13 protein-coding genes and 2 pseudogenes are annotated in these 17861 nt (G+C 34.1%); 4 read left to right on the top strand and 11 right to left on the bottom strand.

Features of this window, described 5'->3' with window-relative positions; genetic code table 11:
- Positions 1–437: 437 nt before the first annotated feature.
- Both AB1284_RS00185 and AB1284_RS00180 read right to left on the bottom strand, forming a co-directional pair.
- Positions 438–1086, bottom strand: a pseudogene (locus tag AB1284_RS00185) (MarR family transcriptional regulator).
- A gap of 220 nt (positions 1087–1306) precedes the next feature.
- Positions 1307–2762 (bottom strand): annotated as a pseudogene (locus AB1284_RS00180) (plasmid recombination protein).
- Between the two features lie 543 nt (positions 2763–3305).
- On the opposite strand from AB1284_RS00180, the gene AB1284_RS00175 reads away from it, so the two are divergent.
- Positions 3306–3935: a hypothetical protein gene (locus AB1284_RS00175; RefSeq protein WP_429748353.1), complete on the top strand. Its 630-nt coding sequence runs from the start codon at positions 3306–3308 to the stop codon at positions 3933–3935.
- 458 nt (positions 3936–4393) lie between these two features.
- Here AB1284_RS00175 and AB1284_RS00170 read toward each other — a convergent pair whose 3' ends face one another.
- Positions 4394–5023, bottom strand: coding sequence for a hypothetical protein (locus AB1284_RS00170; RefSeq protein WP_429748352.1), 630 nt, complete (start codon positions 5021–5023; stop codon positions 4394–4396).
- A gap of 221 nt (positions 5024–5244) precedes the next feature.
- Between AB1284_RS00170 and AB1284_RS00165 the strand changes: the two genes are divergently transcribed.
- Positions 5245–5514: an RNA chaperone Hfq gene (locus AB1284_RS00165; RefSeq protein WP_429748350.1), complete on the top strand. Its 270-nt coding sequence runs from the start codon at positions 5245–5247 to the stop codon at positions 5512–5514.
- A gap of 235 nt (positions 5515–5749) precedes the next feature.
- Here the strand turns inward: AB1284_RS00165 and AB1284_RS00160 are convergent, their stop codons facing one another.
- The 5 genes from AB1284_RS00160 to AB1284_RS00140 form a co-directional block, all read right to left on the bottom strand.
- A complete protein-coding gene (locus AB1284_RS00160; protein ID WP_429748348.1) occupies positions 5750–6271 on the bottom strand; it encodes a DUF3967 domain-containing protein in 522 nt (173 codons plus the stop codon).
- Between the two features lie 379 nt (positions 6272–6650).
- Entirely contained in the window at positions 6651–7484 is an 834-nt protein-coding gene (locus AB1284_RS00155; protein WP_429748358.1) for a CPBP family glutamic-type intramembrane protease, read from the bottom strand.
- A gap of 497 nt (positions 7485–7981) precedes the next feature.
- Positions 7982–8182 carry a cold-shock protein gene (locus tag AB1284_RS00150; RefSeq protein WP_002160121.1) on the bottom strand — a complete coding sequence of 67 codons (201 nt, stop codon included), beginning with the start codon at positions 8180–8182 and terminating at the stop codon, positions 7982–7984.
- A gap of 2189 nt (positions 8183–10371) precedes the next feature.
- Positions 10372–11022, bottom strand: a complete 651-nt coding sequence (locus AB1284_RS00145; RefSeq protein ID WP_241819352.1) for a MarR family transcriptional regulator — start codon at positions 11020–11022, stop codon at positions 10372–10374.
- Between the two features lie 220 nt (positions 11023–11242).
- A complete protein-coding gene (locus AB1284_RS00140) occupies positions 11243–12700 on the bottom strand; it encodes a plasmid recombination protein (RefSeq protein ID WP_429748355.1) in 1458 nt (485 codons plus the stop codon).
- A 543-nt stretch (positions 12701–13243) separates the two neighbouring features.
- Between AB1284_RS00140 and AB1284_RS00135 the strand changes: the two genes are divergently transcribed.
- Complete coding sequence (locus tag AB1284_RS00135; RefSeq protein ID WP_429748353.1) at positions 13244–13873, top strand: hypothetical protein; 630 nt, start codon at positions 13244–13246, stop codon at positions 13871–13873.
- A gap of 458 nt (positions 13874–14331) precedes the next feature.
- On the opposite strand, the gene AB1284_RS00130 is transcribed toward AB1284_RS00135, so the two are convergent.
- A complete protein-coding gene (locus AB1284_RS00130; RefSeq protein WP_429748352.1) occupies positions 14332–14961 on the bottom strand; it encodes a hypothetical protein in 630 nt (209 codons plus the stop codon).
- A 221-nt stretch (positions 14962–15182) separates the two neighbouring features.
- On the opposite strand from AB1284_RS00130, the gene AB1284_RS00125 reads away from it, so the two are divergent.
- A complete protein-coding gene (locus AB1284_RS00125; RefSeq protein WP_429748350.1) occupies positions 15183–15452 on the top strand; it encodes an RNA chaperone Hfq in 270 nt (89 codons plus the stop codon).
- 235 nt (positions 15453–15687) lie between these two features.
- On the opposite strand, the gene AB1284_RS00120 is transcribed toward AB1284_RS00125, so the two are convergent.
- Both AB1284_RS00120 and AB1284_RS00115 read right to left on the bottom strand, forming a co-directional pair.
- Positions 15688–16209 carry a DUF3967 domain-containing protein gene (locus tag AB1284_RS00120; protein ID WP_429748348.1) on the bottom strand — a complete coding sequence of 174 codons (522 nt, stop codon included), beginning with the start codon at positions 16207–16209 and terminating at the stop codon, positions 15688–15690.
- A 379-nt stretch (positions 16210–16588) separates the two neighbouring features.
- Entirely contained in the window at positions 16589–17422 is an 834-nt protein-coding gene (locus tag AB1284_RS00115; RefSeq protein ID WP_429748358.1) for a CPBP family glutamic-type intramembrane protease, read from the bottom strand.
- Between the last annotated feature and the right edge of the window lie 439 nt (positions 17423–17861).

Raw genomic sequence — 17861 nt, 5'->3', positions numbered from 1 at the left:
TCTATATATAGTATAAGAATTATTTTTGAACGATTGATCTAAGCGGTTCGGCTCGTATAATTGCTAGTCCAAGTCGAGAACCATTGCTTTGCTTTTTGTCTGTCGGCTTGGCGAGAAAAGCACACGAGCCGAAAAAAGTTTTGCCAGGACAACATCAAAAAGAAAAGGCGTTAGCCTTTAGGTGAGGATTAACGAACCGACTTTTTGATGTTGAGGGTGGAGATTTTTGAGTGGTTTTCTCAAAAATACAACCCGTTCCTTGCGGAACTTTTAGCTCTATATATAAGAGTGAGAAGAGCAAAGTGAAAAAAGTCAGTAATATCAAGGGTTTATGAGATATAGGGTGTACCCAAAAGGGAACACCTGTGTACCCAAAAGGGAACACCTAAAAAAATGGAAAATAAAATAAAAAAAAAGATGTCAATATAAAATGACATCTAAAATAAATAAATTGGTAACTTATGTTTTTTACCATCGTCAGTTACAAATTTTAAGTGATTTTTTAAAGATTTTTTGAGTTGCTTTATCTACTCCATCTTTTGGAGAACAACACATAATATTTGGATTTACAAACCATGTACGACTTGTACAAATACGACCATCTTCTGTAGTTGTTCCAGTTTCTGCAACTGCTAATAATCCTTTTTTCATTAAACCATTCATTAACTCTGATACTTTCCCTCTAGTTCTATTTAACTTTCTAGCAAGATAACTAGGGCGTTGCACTATCAGAGTCAAATTCATTTTCTTTACTTATTCTTTCAACCAAAATATTCGTTTTAAATTCTACATAAGGTATTAAATCCATTAAAAACGCTTTTTCAGCTGTAGTTAAATAATTAATTTCACTCAGGTAATTGTAATTATCCATAATAATTTGCACAAACCTCACCCGATCTGTTGGCTTTTTCTTTTTTGCAATAAAATATTCTTCTCCACCAGTCGCCTTACTTAATAACTGTAAAAGCATTGCTTTCTCTTCTTCTGAATAACCACCGGCTTGCAACTGATTATAAATACTATCAATCTTACTATCTCTCATTTTCGCCTTTTTTCAGCTTGTCCAAAATCTACAACTTTTGTCATAAAATAATTCTCTCCCTTAGTGGAAGGAATCAACTTTTATATGTTAGAATGTATATAGAATATGCATTGGTTGATTCCAACCTTATTATGAAAAACCGCCTCGCCGACCAAAGCTTGGGCGGTTTTTCTCGTTTATACGTCTTTCTTTATAATAACATGAAATATGTTGTTAAAGGTTTCCATCTGTTAAAATTAATTCTCTTTTCTACCATTATCACGTCTATCTTTCCATATCAAACCCTCGATGTTTATTCTTTTCCCTCTTCTTATGTTCACCTTCAAAATGATTATCTACGCCTTATTATCCAATTCATTTTTAATAATCCCTCTAAACGTCTGAAATTTGTCTTTAAAGGCCTTTTTCGTCTGTTCATATAAAACCTTTATATTAGTCTGTAACCCTCTTATATGAGCTTTTAACGAGCTGATTTCCTTATTTAATACACCAACTTCTTTTTGCAACTGACTTTTTTCTTGTTTCAACGTTCGATTCTCTTCCATCCATCCCGCTGCATTCACTTTCAAACTCTCATTCTCTTTCACAAAATCTGTTCCTCTCAAACGCTCATAATCCTTTTTGATCATAACTGCTGCATTCACTTGTTTTGTGAATTCTTGATATTGTTCTGGTGATAATACATAATTTCTTGTCCTTTTCTTTGTAATTTCAGCTTTCCCAAACAATTTATCCTGTACTTCTGTTATTACCTCTTTACGCAAAAACGGAATCTTAACAGGTTCATTTGGTACTTGATTCATTACACTATCCAATTCTTTTTGCTGTTGTTTTACCCTTTTTTCTAACTCTATATATCGCTGACCAATCAGCTGTAACTTTTCACTTTCACTTTTTACTTGTTGTTCCACTACTTCTAACTCTTTATATTTATCAGCTACATGTATTTTCACCATCTGTAATTCATTTACTTTTTCTTCAACATGTTTTATCTGATGGTCAAAAACTTCTAACTGCATTTCTTTTTCGTATATTGATTCTCAACGGTTGATTTCATTTCAGCATATTCTTTATACTGGCGAACTTTCATGTACTTATGTGATCCTACATTTGCTCTCTCAAAATCAGGAATATGCTCTTTTGCTAATTCCTCGATATAAGCCGTTTCTAGTGTTCTCCAATTTGCAATCAGTTCCGTTCCTTTTCCTTCTATGCCTTGTTGTTGCAAGGCTCTATCCATTCCGACACGCCTCGTTAAGCCTCGACTACTTTCGAAATTCGGTACATAGTTAATATGTAAATGCGGATTTGCTTCATCATCGTGCAAAACCATGTTATAGACTGCTAGATTTGGATTTCGCTCTTGAAACGCTTCAGCATACTGTTTTAACGCTTCCTTTTTGGCTTCCCTATATTTCGAGTCGTCTTTGCCTTCCCCAATCGCCACGACTAATTCTCGTTGCTCATGTGTCTTTGTATCTTTTCTTATTTTGTCATAGTAATCCTTAATTTTGCGGTCATTCCGTTTTTGTTTCTCGTTATACTTGTCCACCGCCTCTTGAAAGACATCCTTGTATACACTTCGGATGTCCTTTTGAACAAAGTAAATATTCTTATCTAACCTGGTTGGATCGATGCCAGGATTTCCATGAATGTTTTCCCTGTTATTATGGCTCAATGAACTTTGGTGAGACTGATTAAATGAAATAGAGAACAACATAAAGTGCCACCACTTCCCCTAGATTAATTGATACCATAAGTCTAGCAAAGCGACGAAATGGAGTCAATTAACGTAACCCTATACGTATTTTGACGCTAACGCATCAAAATCGATAGGGGTCTGCGACGCTTTTCGGCTATGCCGAGCCATGCAAGCATGGCAAAAAAAGACCTTGGACTCTGTCCAAACCTGCTGGGGAATTCTTCCCCAGACCCCATTAATCGAACTCCCCACCCCCTCAATCCTTGAGGGACTCCCTCGCCGGTTGGCAGGCCAAAACGCGAACGTTTTGACAGACCAAGAGGGTCGCATAGTGAGTATGTCAACTCCTTATCCTCCCACACCCTTACGGGTTCGGTCCGGTACCGTTGACATACGCCATGCAACTACCTCTTCACTAACTTCTACTTGATTTACAAACACAAAAATCTTAAGTAACCTTTTCCTAAATCTATTAGATTAATAATCCAAGCAAAGATTTATAGAGTTAATAATATAATAATAGATTCCATTTTAAATTTAGATAGGAAGTGAACGTTTTTTTTGGAAACACCTTACATTTTAAATCCTCAAGTATTAAGTCCTCAAGAAAAGGAACAGCATCAAAAAGATCTGCACGATTTGACTCAAGCTGCTTCTGCCCTATATAGAATTCCAGTCTTTTTCAGCCACCAAAACCTTTTTAATCTGGATATCACAAGACAACAATTTATTGTTCGAATGTTTAAAGAGATTAAAAAAGTTCTTCTTTTCCCTAGAACATTGCCTAATACTGACGAGTATCCTGATACAACATTAGAAAATATTCGTACCATGGTTAACTCAAGCTATGGATTAGCAGCTGCTCTTTTGGTGCCTACTGGTCCTACAAGCCCTCAGGGTGAACCATATTCGCCATTTTTACAGATTGAACCATCAATGGGATATCAATATGGACTTCCTCTGCTTCTCGTTGCAGAAAGAGCTATGCTAGATAGAGCAGGCGGAGTTTGGTCTGGTCAAACTGCACCATTTACGCCAATCGTGTGGTTCTCTGATACGGTAACTGTTGAACAATTTTTTAATAGCGTTCCATGGAAAGAAGCCTTAAACAACTGGGCAGGGCAAGTACGAAGCGGTTATTTTGCACAAACAGGACCTGAATTTGAATATAAATTTAATAGTCATAACTAAATATAGGTGTAGTACCAGCAAAACGCGAAAAACATACGTTAAGACAAATATTATAAGTAATCGTAACCAAAAACGAAGGTTTACGGTTAAAAAATCCCTTAAAGTATTAAAAAAAATTAATTCCAAATTCCAAAAAATGTATTATTGGGGTATCGCCAATATTTCGAAAAAAAACCACGCTAAGCAAAAACTACAATAAGCTGCCCATATGGACAGCTTATTGACATAATTATCGTTAGCGGTAGTTCCCTCATTATGGACTGAAACCAACAAACAGTGATTGAGGGACAAAGGAACTATACATTGGATATTAAAGATTCCGAATAAATTTTTGGAAATATACAAAAAAGCCGCCGAGAGATCGTCAGTCTATAACCTGATACAAACAGAAAGTGGTTAATAGTCAATCCGTCTGTATCAGATTGATCTAGTTGAACCGATTTAAATTCAATTAACTGTCAGCCAATTTTATTAATCTGTACCCAGGCAGAATTGACCCCTATTCTGAGAGAAGCTGGATCGGGAAGGGTGCCCACGTTGCGAATGGTTACACTATCACCTGCTACGAGTGATAGTGTAGCAGCAGCACTCATAATCTGATCGGAGGCTGAAAAGTCTTGTACAACCACGCCATTTACAGCTATTCCCCAGTTCTGAAAAATATTAGCGAGAGTGTAAATTGCAAAGTTAATGTTGTAGATACCTGCAAGAAGAATTATTATGGGACTGGTACCAGGTGCATGGCCTATATTAAGCAAAGGGCCATTATTACTAAACAATACGTCTGCGCCAGCTGGGATGAATTGGCCGGGGGTTTCATTATCAAATATATAGCCAAATGCAGCCAGACCTATTGGTCCTGTTGGACCCTGAGGTCCTGTATTCCCTTGAGGTCCTGTATTCCCTTGAGGTCCTGTATTCCCTTGAGGTCCTATATTCCCTTGAGGTCCTGTATTCCCTTGAGGTCCTGTATTCCCTTGAGGTCCTGTATTCCCTTGAGGTCCTGTATTCCCTTGAGGTCCTGTTGATCCTGGAATCGGAACAGGAAAACAACAAGAATTGAAATTTCTGTTGTAATTTGAAGACAAAATAAGTAGCCTCCTTCTTGTATTCAAATTAGATAATATATTTGATGTTAGTTTTTTTTTTTTGCTTGTATGTTTGTTCATACTTGTCCAACAAAATTTACGATGAATACTCTATACATGTGAAGTTAACATAACGTACTATTATAGGTAATAAGGAAAAAGGAAACCAATCAGAATTGAGTGTTTTTTGTTATACTTAGAAAAAGGGAGGAGATGGAATTATGCACTTATTTTTTGACACTATCCTAAAGCATTTAGAACACTTTGAAATCAAATGTACAGTTATTTTAAGAGATAGTAAGTCAATTAAAGATTGCAAGATTATAGGTAGAGAAAAATATATGATCTACATAGAAACAGAAGAGAAACAACACTTTTTATTTAAATCAAACATCATCGATATTATCCCGAGTCAAAAATTAGATTTACATCAAATCAGAGAAAATACTCGTAAATATAAAGAAGCTATACAGTTAGAACATGCAAAATAATACATAATAAAATTGAAATTTTAAAAGAGAGACTAAATATCTCTCTTTTTTGTTTGCTCACATGTTAGTTATTATACCCTAAGTAATTTATATACCTAAGGAGCCCAAGTACCAACATAGCTATTTTTAAGAGCAAAGTAGTTTGTTTTGATACTGGGCCTAATAAACAAAAAAGCTCGTTTCTTATCTTCTTCAAATAAAAAACGAGCTTTTCTTTCTATCATTAAATTCTAATTTATTTACCAAATAGACGAATCCAAAATGATTTCTTCTGTTCTGAAGCTGCTATTAGGCGCTTACTATCTTGTATTTCCCTTAATACTTGCATTAATTGAATATCTCTTTGTTCTTCCCTTATTATCCTTTGGGCATCAGTTTCCTGTAAAAGTTTACTTTGTTGATCCAATCTTTGAATTAACTCTAAATTAAGTTGTTCTAATCGTTCTATACGTTCTGTTAATGCTTTTATGTGTTCTGTATCTGCTATGCTATCTGTAGCAACAGTTGCTATCTCATTTTCTTCAACACTTGTCATTGCTAGATTTATAGCCTGTTCTAGTGTTATGCTCTTCTTGTTCATAGCTGTTACTAGCCGTTCTATGGTTGCTACATCTCTATGATAAAAAATTCTAGAATTATTATTGCCACGCTCGAAAGGATACCCGGCTTCCTCCAAGGCAAGACAATATTTACGTAAAGTACTTGAGCCAATCCCTAAGTTCTTCGCTACCTCAGATCCCCAATAAGTTTGAGCCATGTTTTGTCCTCCCTCTGTTCTAAGCTGTTCTTCAGTTGCTATGTAGTGTTTTCCTTCTTTAAAAAGGTAACACCTTCTTTTTTAATTTTAAAGATGAGTTTTCAATTGTCTTTTAAAATTAACCAAAGTAGAACACAGTAATCTAACTACTTTTTTATACAAAATTTTATACAAATTTTTGTACTAATACAGGACATTCATTAACCTAAAAAACCCCAATATCTCCACAATGTATAAAATCATGCATAAAATGATAGAAAGGGAAAACGCACAAACCCAATTGTATCAAAGGTTTGTGCGTTTTTCTTGCTTCCCATAATGAGACGTTATGTCTACTAATTTTGTATAGAACATACATGAAAAAATGTAAAAACTATTACTAAATCAAATCATGTTCCTTATTAACAAATTTTGTGATTTTATTCCCGTATAATACTTTCTTTGGATTTATAACTATAATTAAAATCGCAACTATCAAATAAAAAATTGCATTATACATAATTAATTCCATTAATTGTCCATTTATTATGCCAATAAATAAATTAAAGAAAAAGTGGATGATTATTGGAATGATTAAATTTCGATTTAAATTATAAAATGCTGTCATGATAATTGTAGTAGATATAATTGCAATCATAAAAAACAAAATATATTTGATTAAATTAATGCCTGTAAAACCCGTAGTAAACCATATAGGTAAATGCCACATTCCCCACCAAAAACCAATAATTATTGAAGATTTTAATGGCGAATATTTTTTTTGAAGCTCCATTAGTGCAAAACCTCTCCACCCTAATTCTTCTCCTAATGGTCCAGCCACAATAGTTTTAACAAAGTAATAAATTAACACGCCCCATGTAGTTCTATTAAAAATCGAGTTTGCTTCACTGTTAATCGACACAAGAAACAACATCGTCAAAAAAATAATTATTTGAATCATACTTACAGTAAGAACTATAGAGAAACTAAGTTTATTTTTAAATCTATCTTTTACGAATCGAATAAAACTCTGTTCAGGATAAAGTTTTTTAAATAGCAATACAAAAGCAAAAGTGGAAGACCAAGCTGATATACAAAGCATTACATCAAAAATCCACGTCGGAAAATCTAATAACTTGGTAACTCCTACAAGAAGAAAAAGTGGCCAAAAAATAATGTTAGTTAATAATATAAAACTTACCACCGGTTTTTTCAGTCTTTTAGCTCCATTCACATACAATCCCACCTTAAGCTAAATTTTTAAAGTACAATCATGTACCTATTCAGTGTATCATTATAATAAAACGAGTTTTCCTTCATTTCTGAAAAAACCCCTTCAAAACAATTCGTATAAGGCATCTGCCTTACATAATATTGAACAACTTCAACAAAAAATAATATGCTTCTTAAAGAATTAATACAGGTATTCAAGGAGAAAAAAACTGATAAACTTTAACTTCCGCTTTCGAAAATTATGTAAATGAGCTGTCCATATGGACAGCTTATTGTATTTTTTTCTTAGCGTGGTTTTTTTCCAAAATGCTGGCGGTACCCCTAATATAATTGCAAGCTAACTAAAAGAAAAAGCCCATAATGCTAAAATTATGATTTCTAACATCTTCTTTTTCATTAAAAATTAAGCACCCCAAATCCCCTTAAAAAAGTTGTATTCGGAATATTGTAACAAAATCAAAAAAAAGACCCTACAAGAGGGTCTTTCATCAGCTAATATTAAGCTTTTTGAACATTAGTAGCTTGTAGGCCACGTTGTCCTTTTTCTACTTCAAACGTTACACTTTGTCCTTCGTCTAAAGATTTGAAACCGTCGATTTGGATAGCTGAGAAATGTACGAATACGTCTTCTCCATCTTCACGCTCGATGAATCCAAAACCTTTGTCTGCATTAAACCATTTTACTTTACCTTGTTCCATAATTGTTGCCTCCTAGTATGGATACCCACACATATGTTACTACCCTTGCTCAAATATCTTAGACGAAAAACAAAATTTATTCTTAATCTCAAACCGAACAAAAATAGGTCTTTCTTAAATTAACATACTTTCTAAAAAATAGCAAATTTCAAAAATAAGTCCTTATGGTAATTAGCCACTAATAGTGGTTGCTGGAGAAAAAGTCACTATGATAGTCATCACAGCAAGAAGTTGCCAAAGGATCTCGACAATATCATTGGTTTGATTTTTTTCAGACATTCAACAACTGATAAAATTAGCTATTTTCAAATTAAATTTTACTTCTAATAACGAAAGTTATGTAAATACAATTCCCTTTTACCTTTTAAATAGAAATAATTGTGTTTTTTAATCAGAAAAATCAGAAAATTCTTTACATTGAAAGCGGTTTCCTATATGATAATAATGGGTTGGATGGCACGAGTGGCTATCAGGGTATCTGGCGTAGGTGGGGCCGATACTACGGACAGGGTAGAAATATTGTTTTTTTTACTATTATGAAACTCTATATATATTATAAAAAAGAGTGGAAAAGGAACTGACTCATAAGATCATGAGTCAGTTCCTTTTCTGTTTTGCTACCGATAACACTGATTATGTGAACACAAAAGTCCCCAGTTAAACAATCTGGAGGACTTTTAATAGTCTCTTAAATACATTAAATCCCGATAATTTTAGATTTTAGTTAAAAAAGCGCATAAAACAACAGTAAGCGACCTCGATCATCCTCTTAGGAATCACAAGGTCGCTTACACTATTTCTTCATTCATGGTATTCGTAATCCTTTCTGTTCATTGCAAATTTTTACTACCCAGCGTATACTAATACGCTTTCGCCTCCCACTACTCTGGTGGTACCACCCTCTTTTTCAACAGATTTTGGTTTTATACCCTGTACATGATTTGTACATTCGCCTTACTCTACCCCACTGGATTCACCTTCTTTTTTGATATGTATGTTTTACTTATACTTATCATACATCAAGGGTCGAATTTTGTAAATACTAAAAATTATAAATTTTCTAAAAATTCAAAATAAATTGTAAATAAGTAGTGATTGTAAATAGTTACCATATGATTATAGTGTACATACATTGAAATGAATTTGCTCATGATATAGGTATCGGGTACGTAACGGTTGAGCCCAGATCTATATATGGTTCATAACAGAGGTGTATATAGGTCGGTCAAAGATTGTATACAGGTCATTAGTTCATATAAACTATGTGGTTTGTGTGCAGTCGGAGAGAAGATTCTATTCGGTGGGGAAAAGGTTTATTGTAGTCGTACGCTAGCTGCTATGATTACAATAAGGTTCCAACTTATCGTATAGGGTCGAGCTAAGATCGTGCTGGGTGCCGCAGGCTTTAGAGAGCAATTTAGCTCTTATAAGGCTAATGGTCATATATAGCCGAAAGGTTATATATGGTTGTACAGGTATTTTGTACGGTCGAACGAACCATTAGTATAAGTGGTGAACTGCTTGTTTATAGTCGAAAGATTATAGGTAGGTAATAAGCTATTTATATTAGTGCAAGGTAGATCGTTACGTGCTCGTGTTATTCTAAAATTTAATACATAAAATCGAGTATTTAAATTATATTGAAAAGCAAACAAGATCTAATAAGATCTTGTTTTTATTTTAGGTATCAAATTTGCTTTTTGGCTAGAGTGCTGGCTCGTCGTGTGGGGGCGAAACCCCACTTATTACGTATCTATATATAGTATAAGAATTATTTTTGAACGATTGATCTAAGCGGTTCGGCTCGTATAATTGCTAGTCCAAGTCGAGAACCATTGCTTTGCTTTTTGTCTGTCGGCTTGGCGAGAAAAGCACACGAGCCGAAAAAAGTTTTGCCAGGACAACATCAAAAAGAAAAGGCGTTAGCCTTTAGGTGAGGATTAACGAACCGACTTTTTGATGTTGAGGGTGGAGATTTTTGAGTGGTTTTCTCAAAAATACAACCCGTTCCTTGCGGAACTTTTAGCTCTATATATAAGAGTGAGAAGAGCAAAGTGAAAAAAGTCAGTAATATCAAGGGTTTATGAGATATAGGGTGTACCCAAAAGGGAACACCTGTGTACCCAAAAGGGAACACCTAAAAAAATGGAAAATAAAATAAAAAAAAAGATGTCAATATAAAATGACATCTAAAATAAATAAATTGGTAACTTATGTTTTTTACCATCGTCAGTTACAAAATTTTTAAGTGATTTTTTAAAGATTTTTTGAGTTGCTTTATCTACTCCATCTTTTGGAGAACAACACATAATATTTGGATTTACAAACCATGTACGACTTGTACAAATACGACCATCTTCTGTAGTTGTTCCAGTTTCTGCAACTGCTAATAATCCTTTTTTCATTAAACCATTCATTAACTCTGATACTTTCCCTCTAGTTCTATTTAACTTTCTAGCAAGATAACTAGGCGTTGCACTATCAGAGTCAAATTCATTTTCTTTACTTATTCTTTCAACCAAAATATTCGTTTTAAATTCTACATAAGGTATTAAATCCATTAAAAACGCTTTTTCAGCTGTAGTTAAATAATTAATTTCACTCAGGTAATTGTAATTATCCATAATAATTTGCACAAACCTCACCCGATCTGTTGGCTTTTTCTTTTTTGCAATAAAATATTCTTCTCCACCAGTCGCCTTACTTAATAACTGTAAAAGCATTGCTTTCTCTTCTTCTGAATAACCACCGGCTTGCAACTGATTATAAATACTATCAATCTTACTATCTCTCATTTTCGCCTTTTTTTCAGCTTGTCCAAAATCTACAACTTTTGTCATAAAATAATTCTCTCCCTTAGTGGAAGGAATCAACTTTTATATGTTAGAATGTATATAGAATATGCATTGGTTGATTCCAACCTTATTATGAAAAACCGCCTCGCCGACCAAAGCTTGGGCGGTTTTTCTCGTTTATACGTCTTTCTTTATAATAACATGAAATATGTTGTTAAAGGTTTCCATCTGTTAAAATTAATTCTCTTTTCTACCATTATCACGTCTATCTTTCCATATCAAACCCTCGATGTTTATTCTTTTCCCTCTTCTTATGTTCACCTTCAAAATGATTATCTACGCCTTTATTATCCAATTCATTTTTAATAATCCCTCTAAACGTCTGAAATTTGTCTTTAAAGGCCTTTTTCGTCTGTTCATATAAAACCTTTATATTAGTCTGTAACCCTCTTATATGAGCTTTTAACGAGCTGATTTCCTTATTTAATACACCAACTTCTTTTTGCAACTGACTTTTTTCTTGTTTCAACGTTCGATTCTCTTCCATCCATCCCGCTGCATTCACTTTCAAACTCTCATTCTCTTTCACAAAATCTGTTCCTCTCAAACGCTCATAATCCTTTTTGATCATAACTGCTGCATTCACTTGTTTTGTGAATTCTTGATATTGTTCTGGTGATAATACATAATTTCTTGTCCTTTTCTTTGTAATTTCAGCTTTCCCAAACAATTTATCCTGTACTTCTGTTATTACCTCTTTACGCAAAAACGGAATCTTAACAGGTTCATTTGGTACTTGATTCATTACACTATCCAATTCTTTTTGCTGTTGTTTTACCCTTTTTTCTAACTCTATATATCGCTGACCAATCAGCTGTAACTTTTCACTTTCACTTTTTACTTGTTGTTCCACTACTTCTAACTCTTTATATTTATCAGCTACATGTATTTTCACCATCTGTAATTCATTTACTTTTTCTTCAACATGTTTTATCTGATGGTCAAAAACTTCTAACTGCATTTCTTTTTCGTATATTTGATTCTCAACGGTTGATTTCATTTCAGCATATTCTTTATACTGGCGAACTTTCATGTACTTATGTGATCCTACATTTGCTCTCTCAAAATCAGGAATATGCTCTTTTGCTAATTCCTCGATATAAGCCGTTTCTAGTGTTCTCCAATTTGCAATCAGTTCCGTTCCTTTTCCTTCTATGCCTTGTTGTTGCAAGGCTCTATCCATTCCGACACGCCTCGTTAAGCCTCGACTACTTTCGAAATTCGGTACATAGTTAATATGTAAATGCGGATTTGCTTCATCATCGTGCAAAACCATGTTATAGACTGCTAGATTTGGATTTCGCTCTTGAAACGCTTCAGCATACTGTTTTAACGCTTCCTTTTTGGCTTCCCTATATTTCGAGTCGTCTTTGCCTTCCCCAATCGCCACGACTAATTCTCGTTGCTCATGTGTCTTTGTATCTTTTCTTATTTTGTCATAGTAATCCTTAATTTTGCGGTCATTCCGTTTTTGTTTCTCGTTATACTTGTCCACCGCCTCTTGAAAGACATCCTTGTATACACTTCGGATGTCCTTTTGAACAAAGTAAATATTCTTATCTAACCTGGTTGGATCGATGCCAGGATTTCCATGAATGTTTTCCCTGTTATTATGGCTCAATGAACTTTGGTGAGACTGATTAAATGAAATAGAGAACAACATAAAGTGCCACCACTTCCCCTAGATTAATTGATACCATAAGTCTAGCAAAGCGACGAAATGGAGTCAATTAACGTAACCCTATACGTATTTTGACGCTAACGCATCAAAATCGATAGGGGTCTGCGACGCTTTTCGGCTATGCCGAGCCATGCAAGCATGGCAAAAAAAGACCTTGGACTCTGTCCAAACCTGCTGGGGAATTCTTCCCCAGACCCCATTAATCGAACTCCCCACCCCCTCAATCCTTGAGGGACTCCCTCGCCGGTTGGCAGGCCAAAACGCGAACGTTTTGACAGACCAAGAGGGTCGCATAGTGAGTATGTCAACTCCTTATCCTCCCACACCCTTACGGGTTCGGTCCGGTACCGTTGACATACGCCATGCAACTACCTCTTCACTAACTTCTACTTGATTTACAAACACAAAAATCTTAAGTAACCTTTTCCTAAATCTATTAGATTAATAATCCAAGCAAAGATTTATAGAGTTAATAATATAATAATAGATTCCATTTTAAATTTAGATAGGAAGTGAACGTTTTTTTTGGAAACACCTTACATTTTAAATCCTCAAGTATTAAGTCCTCAAGAAAAGGAACAGCATCAAAAAGATCTGCACGATTTGACTCAAGCTGCTTCTGCCCTATATAGAATTCCAGTCTTTTTCAGCCACCAAAACCTTTTTAATCTGGATATCACAAGACAACAATTTATTGTTCGAATGTTTAAAGAGATTAAAAAAGTTCTTCTTTTCCCTAGAACATTGCCTAATACTGACGAGTATCCTGATACAACATTAGAAAATATTCGTACCATGGTTAACTCAAGCTATGGATTAGCAGCTGCTCTTTTGGTGCCTACTGGTCCTACAAGCCCTCAGGGTGAACCATATTCGCCATTTTTACAGATTGAACCATCAATGGGATATCAATATGGACTTCCTCTGCTTCTCGTTGCAGAAAGAGCTATGCTAGATAGAGCAGGCGGAGTTTGGTCTGGTCAAACTGCACCATTTACGCCAATCGTGTGGTTCTCTGATACGGTAACTGTTGAACAATTTTTTAATAGCGTTCCATGGAAAGAAGCCTTAAACAACTGGGCAGGGCAAGTACGAAGCGGTTATTTTGCACAAACAGGACCTGAATTTGAATATAAATTTAATAGTCATAACTAAATATAGGTGTAGTACCAGCAAAACGCGAAAAACATACGTTAAGACAAATATTATAAGTAATCGTAACCAAAAACGAAGGTTTACGGTTAAAAAATCCCTTAAAGTATTAAAAAAAATTAATTCCAAATTCCAAAAAATGTATTATTGGGGTATCGCCAATATTTCGAAAAAAAACCACGCTAAGCAAAAACTACAATAAGCTGCCCATATGGACAGCTTATTGACATAATTATCGTTAGCGGTAGTTCCCTCATTATGGACTGAAACCAACAAACAGTGATTGAGGGACAAAGGAACTATACATTGGATATTAAAGATTCCGAATAAATTTTTGGAAATATACAAAAAAGCCGCCGAGAGATCGTCAGTCTATAACCTGATACAAACAGAAAGTGGTTAATAGTCAATCCGTCTGTATCAGATTGATCTAGTTGAACCGATTTAAATTCAATTAACTGTCAGCCAATTTTATTAATCTGTACCCAGGCAGAATTGACCCCTATTCTGAGAGAAGCTGGATCGGGAAGGGTGCCCACGTTGCGAATGGTTACACTATCACCTGCTACGAGTGATAGTGTAGCAGCAGCACTCATAATCTGATCGGAGGCTGAAAAGTCTTGTACAACCACGCCATTTACAGCTATTCCCCAGTTCTGAAAAATATTAGCGAGAGTGTAAATTGCAAAGTTAATGTTGTAGATACCTGCAAGAAGAATTATTATGGGACTGGTACCAGGTGCATGGCCTATATTAAGCAAAGGGCCATTATTACTAAACAATACGTCTGCGCCAGCTGGGATGAATTGGCCGGGGGTTTCATTATCAAATATATAGCCAAATGCAGCCAGACCTATTGGTCCTGTTGGACCCTGAGGTCCTGTATTCCCTTGAGGTCCTGTATTCCCTTGAGGTCCTGTATTCCCTTGAGGTCCTATATTCCCTTGAGGTCCTGTATTCCCTTGAGGTCCTGTATTCCCTTGAGGTCCTGTATTCCCTTGAGGTCCTGTATTCCCTTGAGGTCCTGTTGATCCTGGAATCGGAACAGGAAAACAACAAGAATTGAAATTTCTGTTGTAATTTGAAGACAAAATAAGTAGCCTCCTTCTTGTATTCAAATTAGATAATATATTTGATGTTAGTTTTTTTTTTTTGCTTGTATGTTTGTTCATACTTGTCCAACAAAATTTACGATGAATACTCTATACATGTGAAGTTAACATAACGTACTATTATAGGTAATAAGGAAAAAGGAAACCAATCAGAATTGAGTGTTTTTTGTTATACTTAGAAAAAGGGAGGAGATGGAATTATGCACTTATTTTTTGACACTATCCTAAAGCATTTAGAACACTTTGAAATCAAATGTACAGTTATTTTAAGAGATAGTAAGTCAATTAAAGATTGCAAGATTATAGGTAGAGAAAAATATATGATCTACATAGAAACAGAAGAGAAACAACACTTTTTATTTAAATCAAACATCATCGATATTATCCCGAGTCAAAAATTAGATTTACATCAAATCAGAGAAAATACTCGTAAATATAAAGAAGCTATACAGTTAGAACATGCAAAATAATACATAATAAAATTGAAATTTTAAAAGAGAGACTAAATATCTCTCTTTTTTGTTTGCTCACATGTTAGTTATTATACCCTAAGTAATTTATATACCTAAGGAGCCCAAGTACCAACATAGCTATTTTTAAGAGCAAAGTAGTTTGTTTTGATACTGGGCCTAATAAACAAAAAAGCTCGTTTCTTATCTTCTTCAAATAAAAAACGAGCTTTTCTTTCTATCATTAAATTCTAATTTATTTACCAAATAGACGAATCCAAAATGATTTCTTCTGTTCTGAAGCTGCTATTAGGCGCTTACTATCTTGTATTTCCCTTAATACTTGCATTAATTGAATATCTCTTTGTTCTTCCCTTATTATCCTTTGGGCATCAGTTTCCTGTAAAAGTTTACTTTGTTGATCCAATCTTTGAATTAACTCTAAATTAAGTTGTTCTAATCGTTCTATACGTTCTGTTAATGCTTTTATGTGTTCTGTATCTGCTATGCTATCTGTAGCAACAGTTGCTATCTCATTTTCTTCAACACTTGTCATTGCTAGATTTATAGCCTGTTCTAGTGTTATGCTCTTCTTGTTCATAGCTGTTACTAGCCGTTCTATGGTTGCTACATCTCTATGATAAAAAATTCTAGAATTATTATTGCCACGCTCGAAAGGATACCCGGCTTCCTCCAAGGCAAGACAATATTTACGTAAAGTACTTGAGCCAATCCCTAAGTTCTTCGCTACCTCAGATCCCCAATAAGTTTGAGCCATGTTTTGTCCTCCCTCTGTTCTAAGCTGTTCTTCAGTTGCTATGTAGTGTTTTCCTTCTTTAAAAAGGTAACACCTTCTTTTTTAATTTTAAAGATGAGTTTTCAATTGTCTTTTAAAATTAACCAAAGTAGAACACAGTAATCTAACTACTTTTTTATACAAAATTTTATACAAATTTTTGTACTAATACAGGACATTCATTAACCTAAAAAACCCCAATATCTCCACAATGTATAAAATCATGCATAAAATGATAGAAAGGGAAAACGCACAAACCCAATTGTATCAAAGGTTTGTGCGTTTTTCTTGCTTCCCATAATGAGACGTTATGTCTACTAATTTTGTATAGAACATACATGAAAAAATGTAAAAACTATTACTAAATCAAATCATGTTCCTTATTAACAAATTTTGTGATTTTATTCCCGTATAATACTTTCTTTGGATTTATAACTATAATTAAAATCGCAACTATCAAATAAAAAATTGCATTATACATAATTAATTCCATTAATTGTCCATTTATTATGCCAATAAATAAATTAAAGAAAAAGTGGATGATTATTGGAATGATTAAATTTCGATTTAAATTATAAAATGCTGTCATGATAATTGTAGTAGATATAATTGCAATCATAAAAAACAAAATATATTTGATTAAATTAATGCCTGTAAAACCCGTAGTAAACCATATAGGTAAATGCCACATTCCCCACCAAAAACCAATAATTATTGAAGATTTTAATGGCGAATATTTTTTTTGAAGCTCCATTAGTGCAAAACCTCTCCACCCTAATTCTTCTCCTAATGGTCCAGCCACAATAGTTTTAACAAAGTAATAAATTAACACGCCCCATGTAGTTCTATTAAAAATCGAGTTTGCTTCACTGTTAATCGACACAAGAAACAACATCGTCAAAAAAATAATTATTTGAATCATACTTACAGTAAGAACTATAGAGAAACTAAGTTTATTTTTAAATCTATCTTTTACGAATCGAATAAAACTCTGTTCAGGATAAAGTTTTTTAAATAGCAATACAAAAGCAAAAGTGGAAGACCAAGCTGATATACAAAGCATTACATCAAAAATCCACGTCGGAAAATCTAATAACTTGGTAACTCCTACAAGAAGAAAAAGTGGCCAAAAAATAATGTTAGTTAATAATATAAAACTTACCACCGGTTTTTTCAGTCTTTTAGCTCCATTCACATACAATCCCACCTTAAGCTAAATTTTTAAAGTACAATCATGTACCTATTCAGTGTATCATTATAATAAAACGAGTTTTCCTTCATTTCTGAAAAAACCCCTTCAAAACAATTCGTATAAGGCATCTGCCTTACATAATATTGAACAACTTCAACAAAAAATAATATGCTTCTTAAAGAATTAATACAGGTATTCAAGGAGAAAAAAACTGATAAACTTTAACTTCCGCTTTCGAAAATTATGTAAATGAGCTGTCCATATGGACAGCTTATTGTATTTTTTTCTTAGCGTGGTTTTTTTCCAAAATGCTGGCGGTACCCCTAATATAATTGCAAGCTAACTAAAAGAAAAAGCCCATAATGCTAAAATTATGATTTCTAACATCTTCTTTTTCATTAAAAATTAAGCACCCCAAATCCCCTTAAAAAAGTTGTATTCG

This window comes from Bacillus sp. S2(2024) (genome assembly GCF_050474045.1).
In the GTDB taxonomy this organism is placed as follows: domain Bacteria; phylum Bacillota; class Bacilli; order Bacillales; family Bacillaceae_G; genus Bacillus_A; species Bacillus_A yunxiaonensis.
This window is presented reverse-complemented; position numbering and strand designations above follow the sequence as displayed.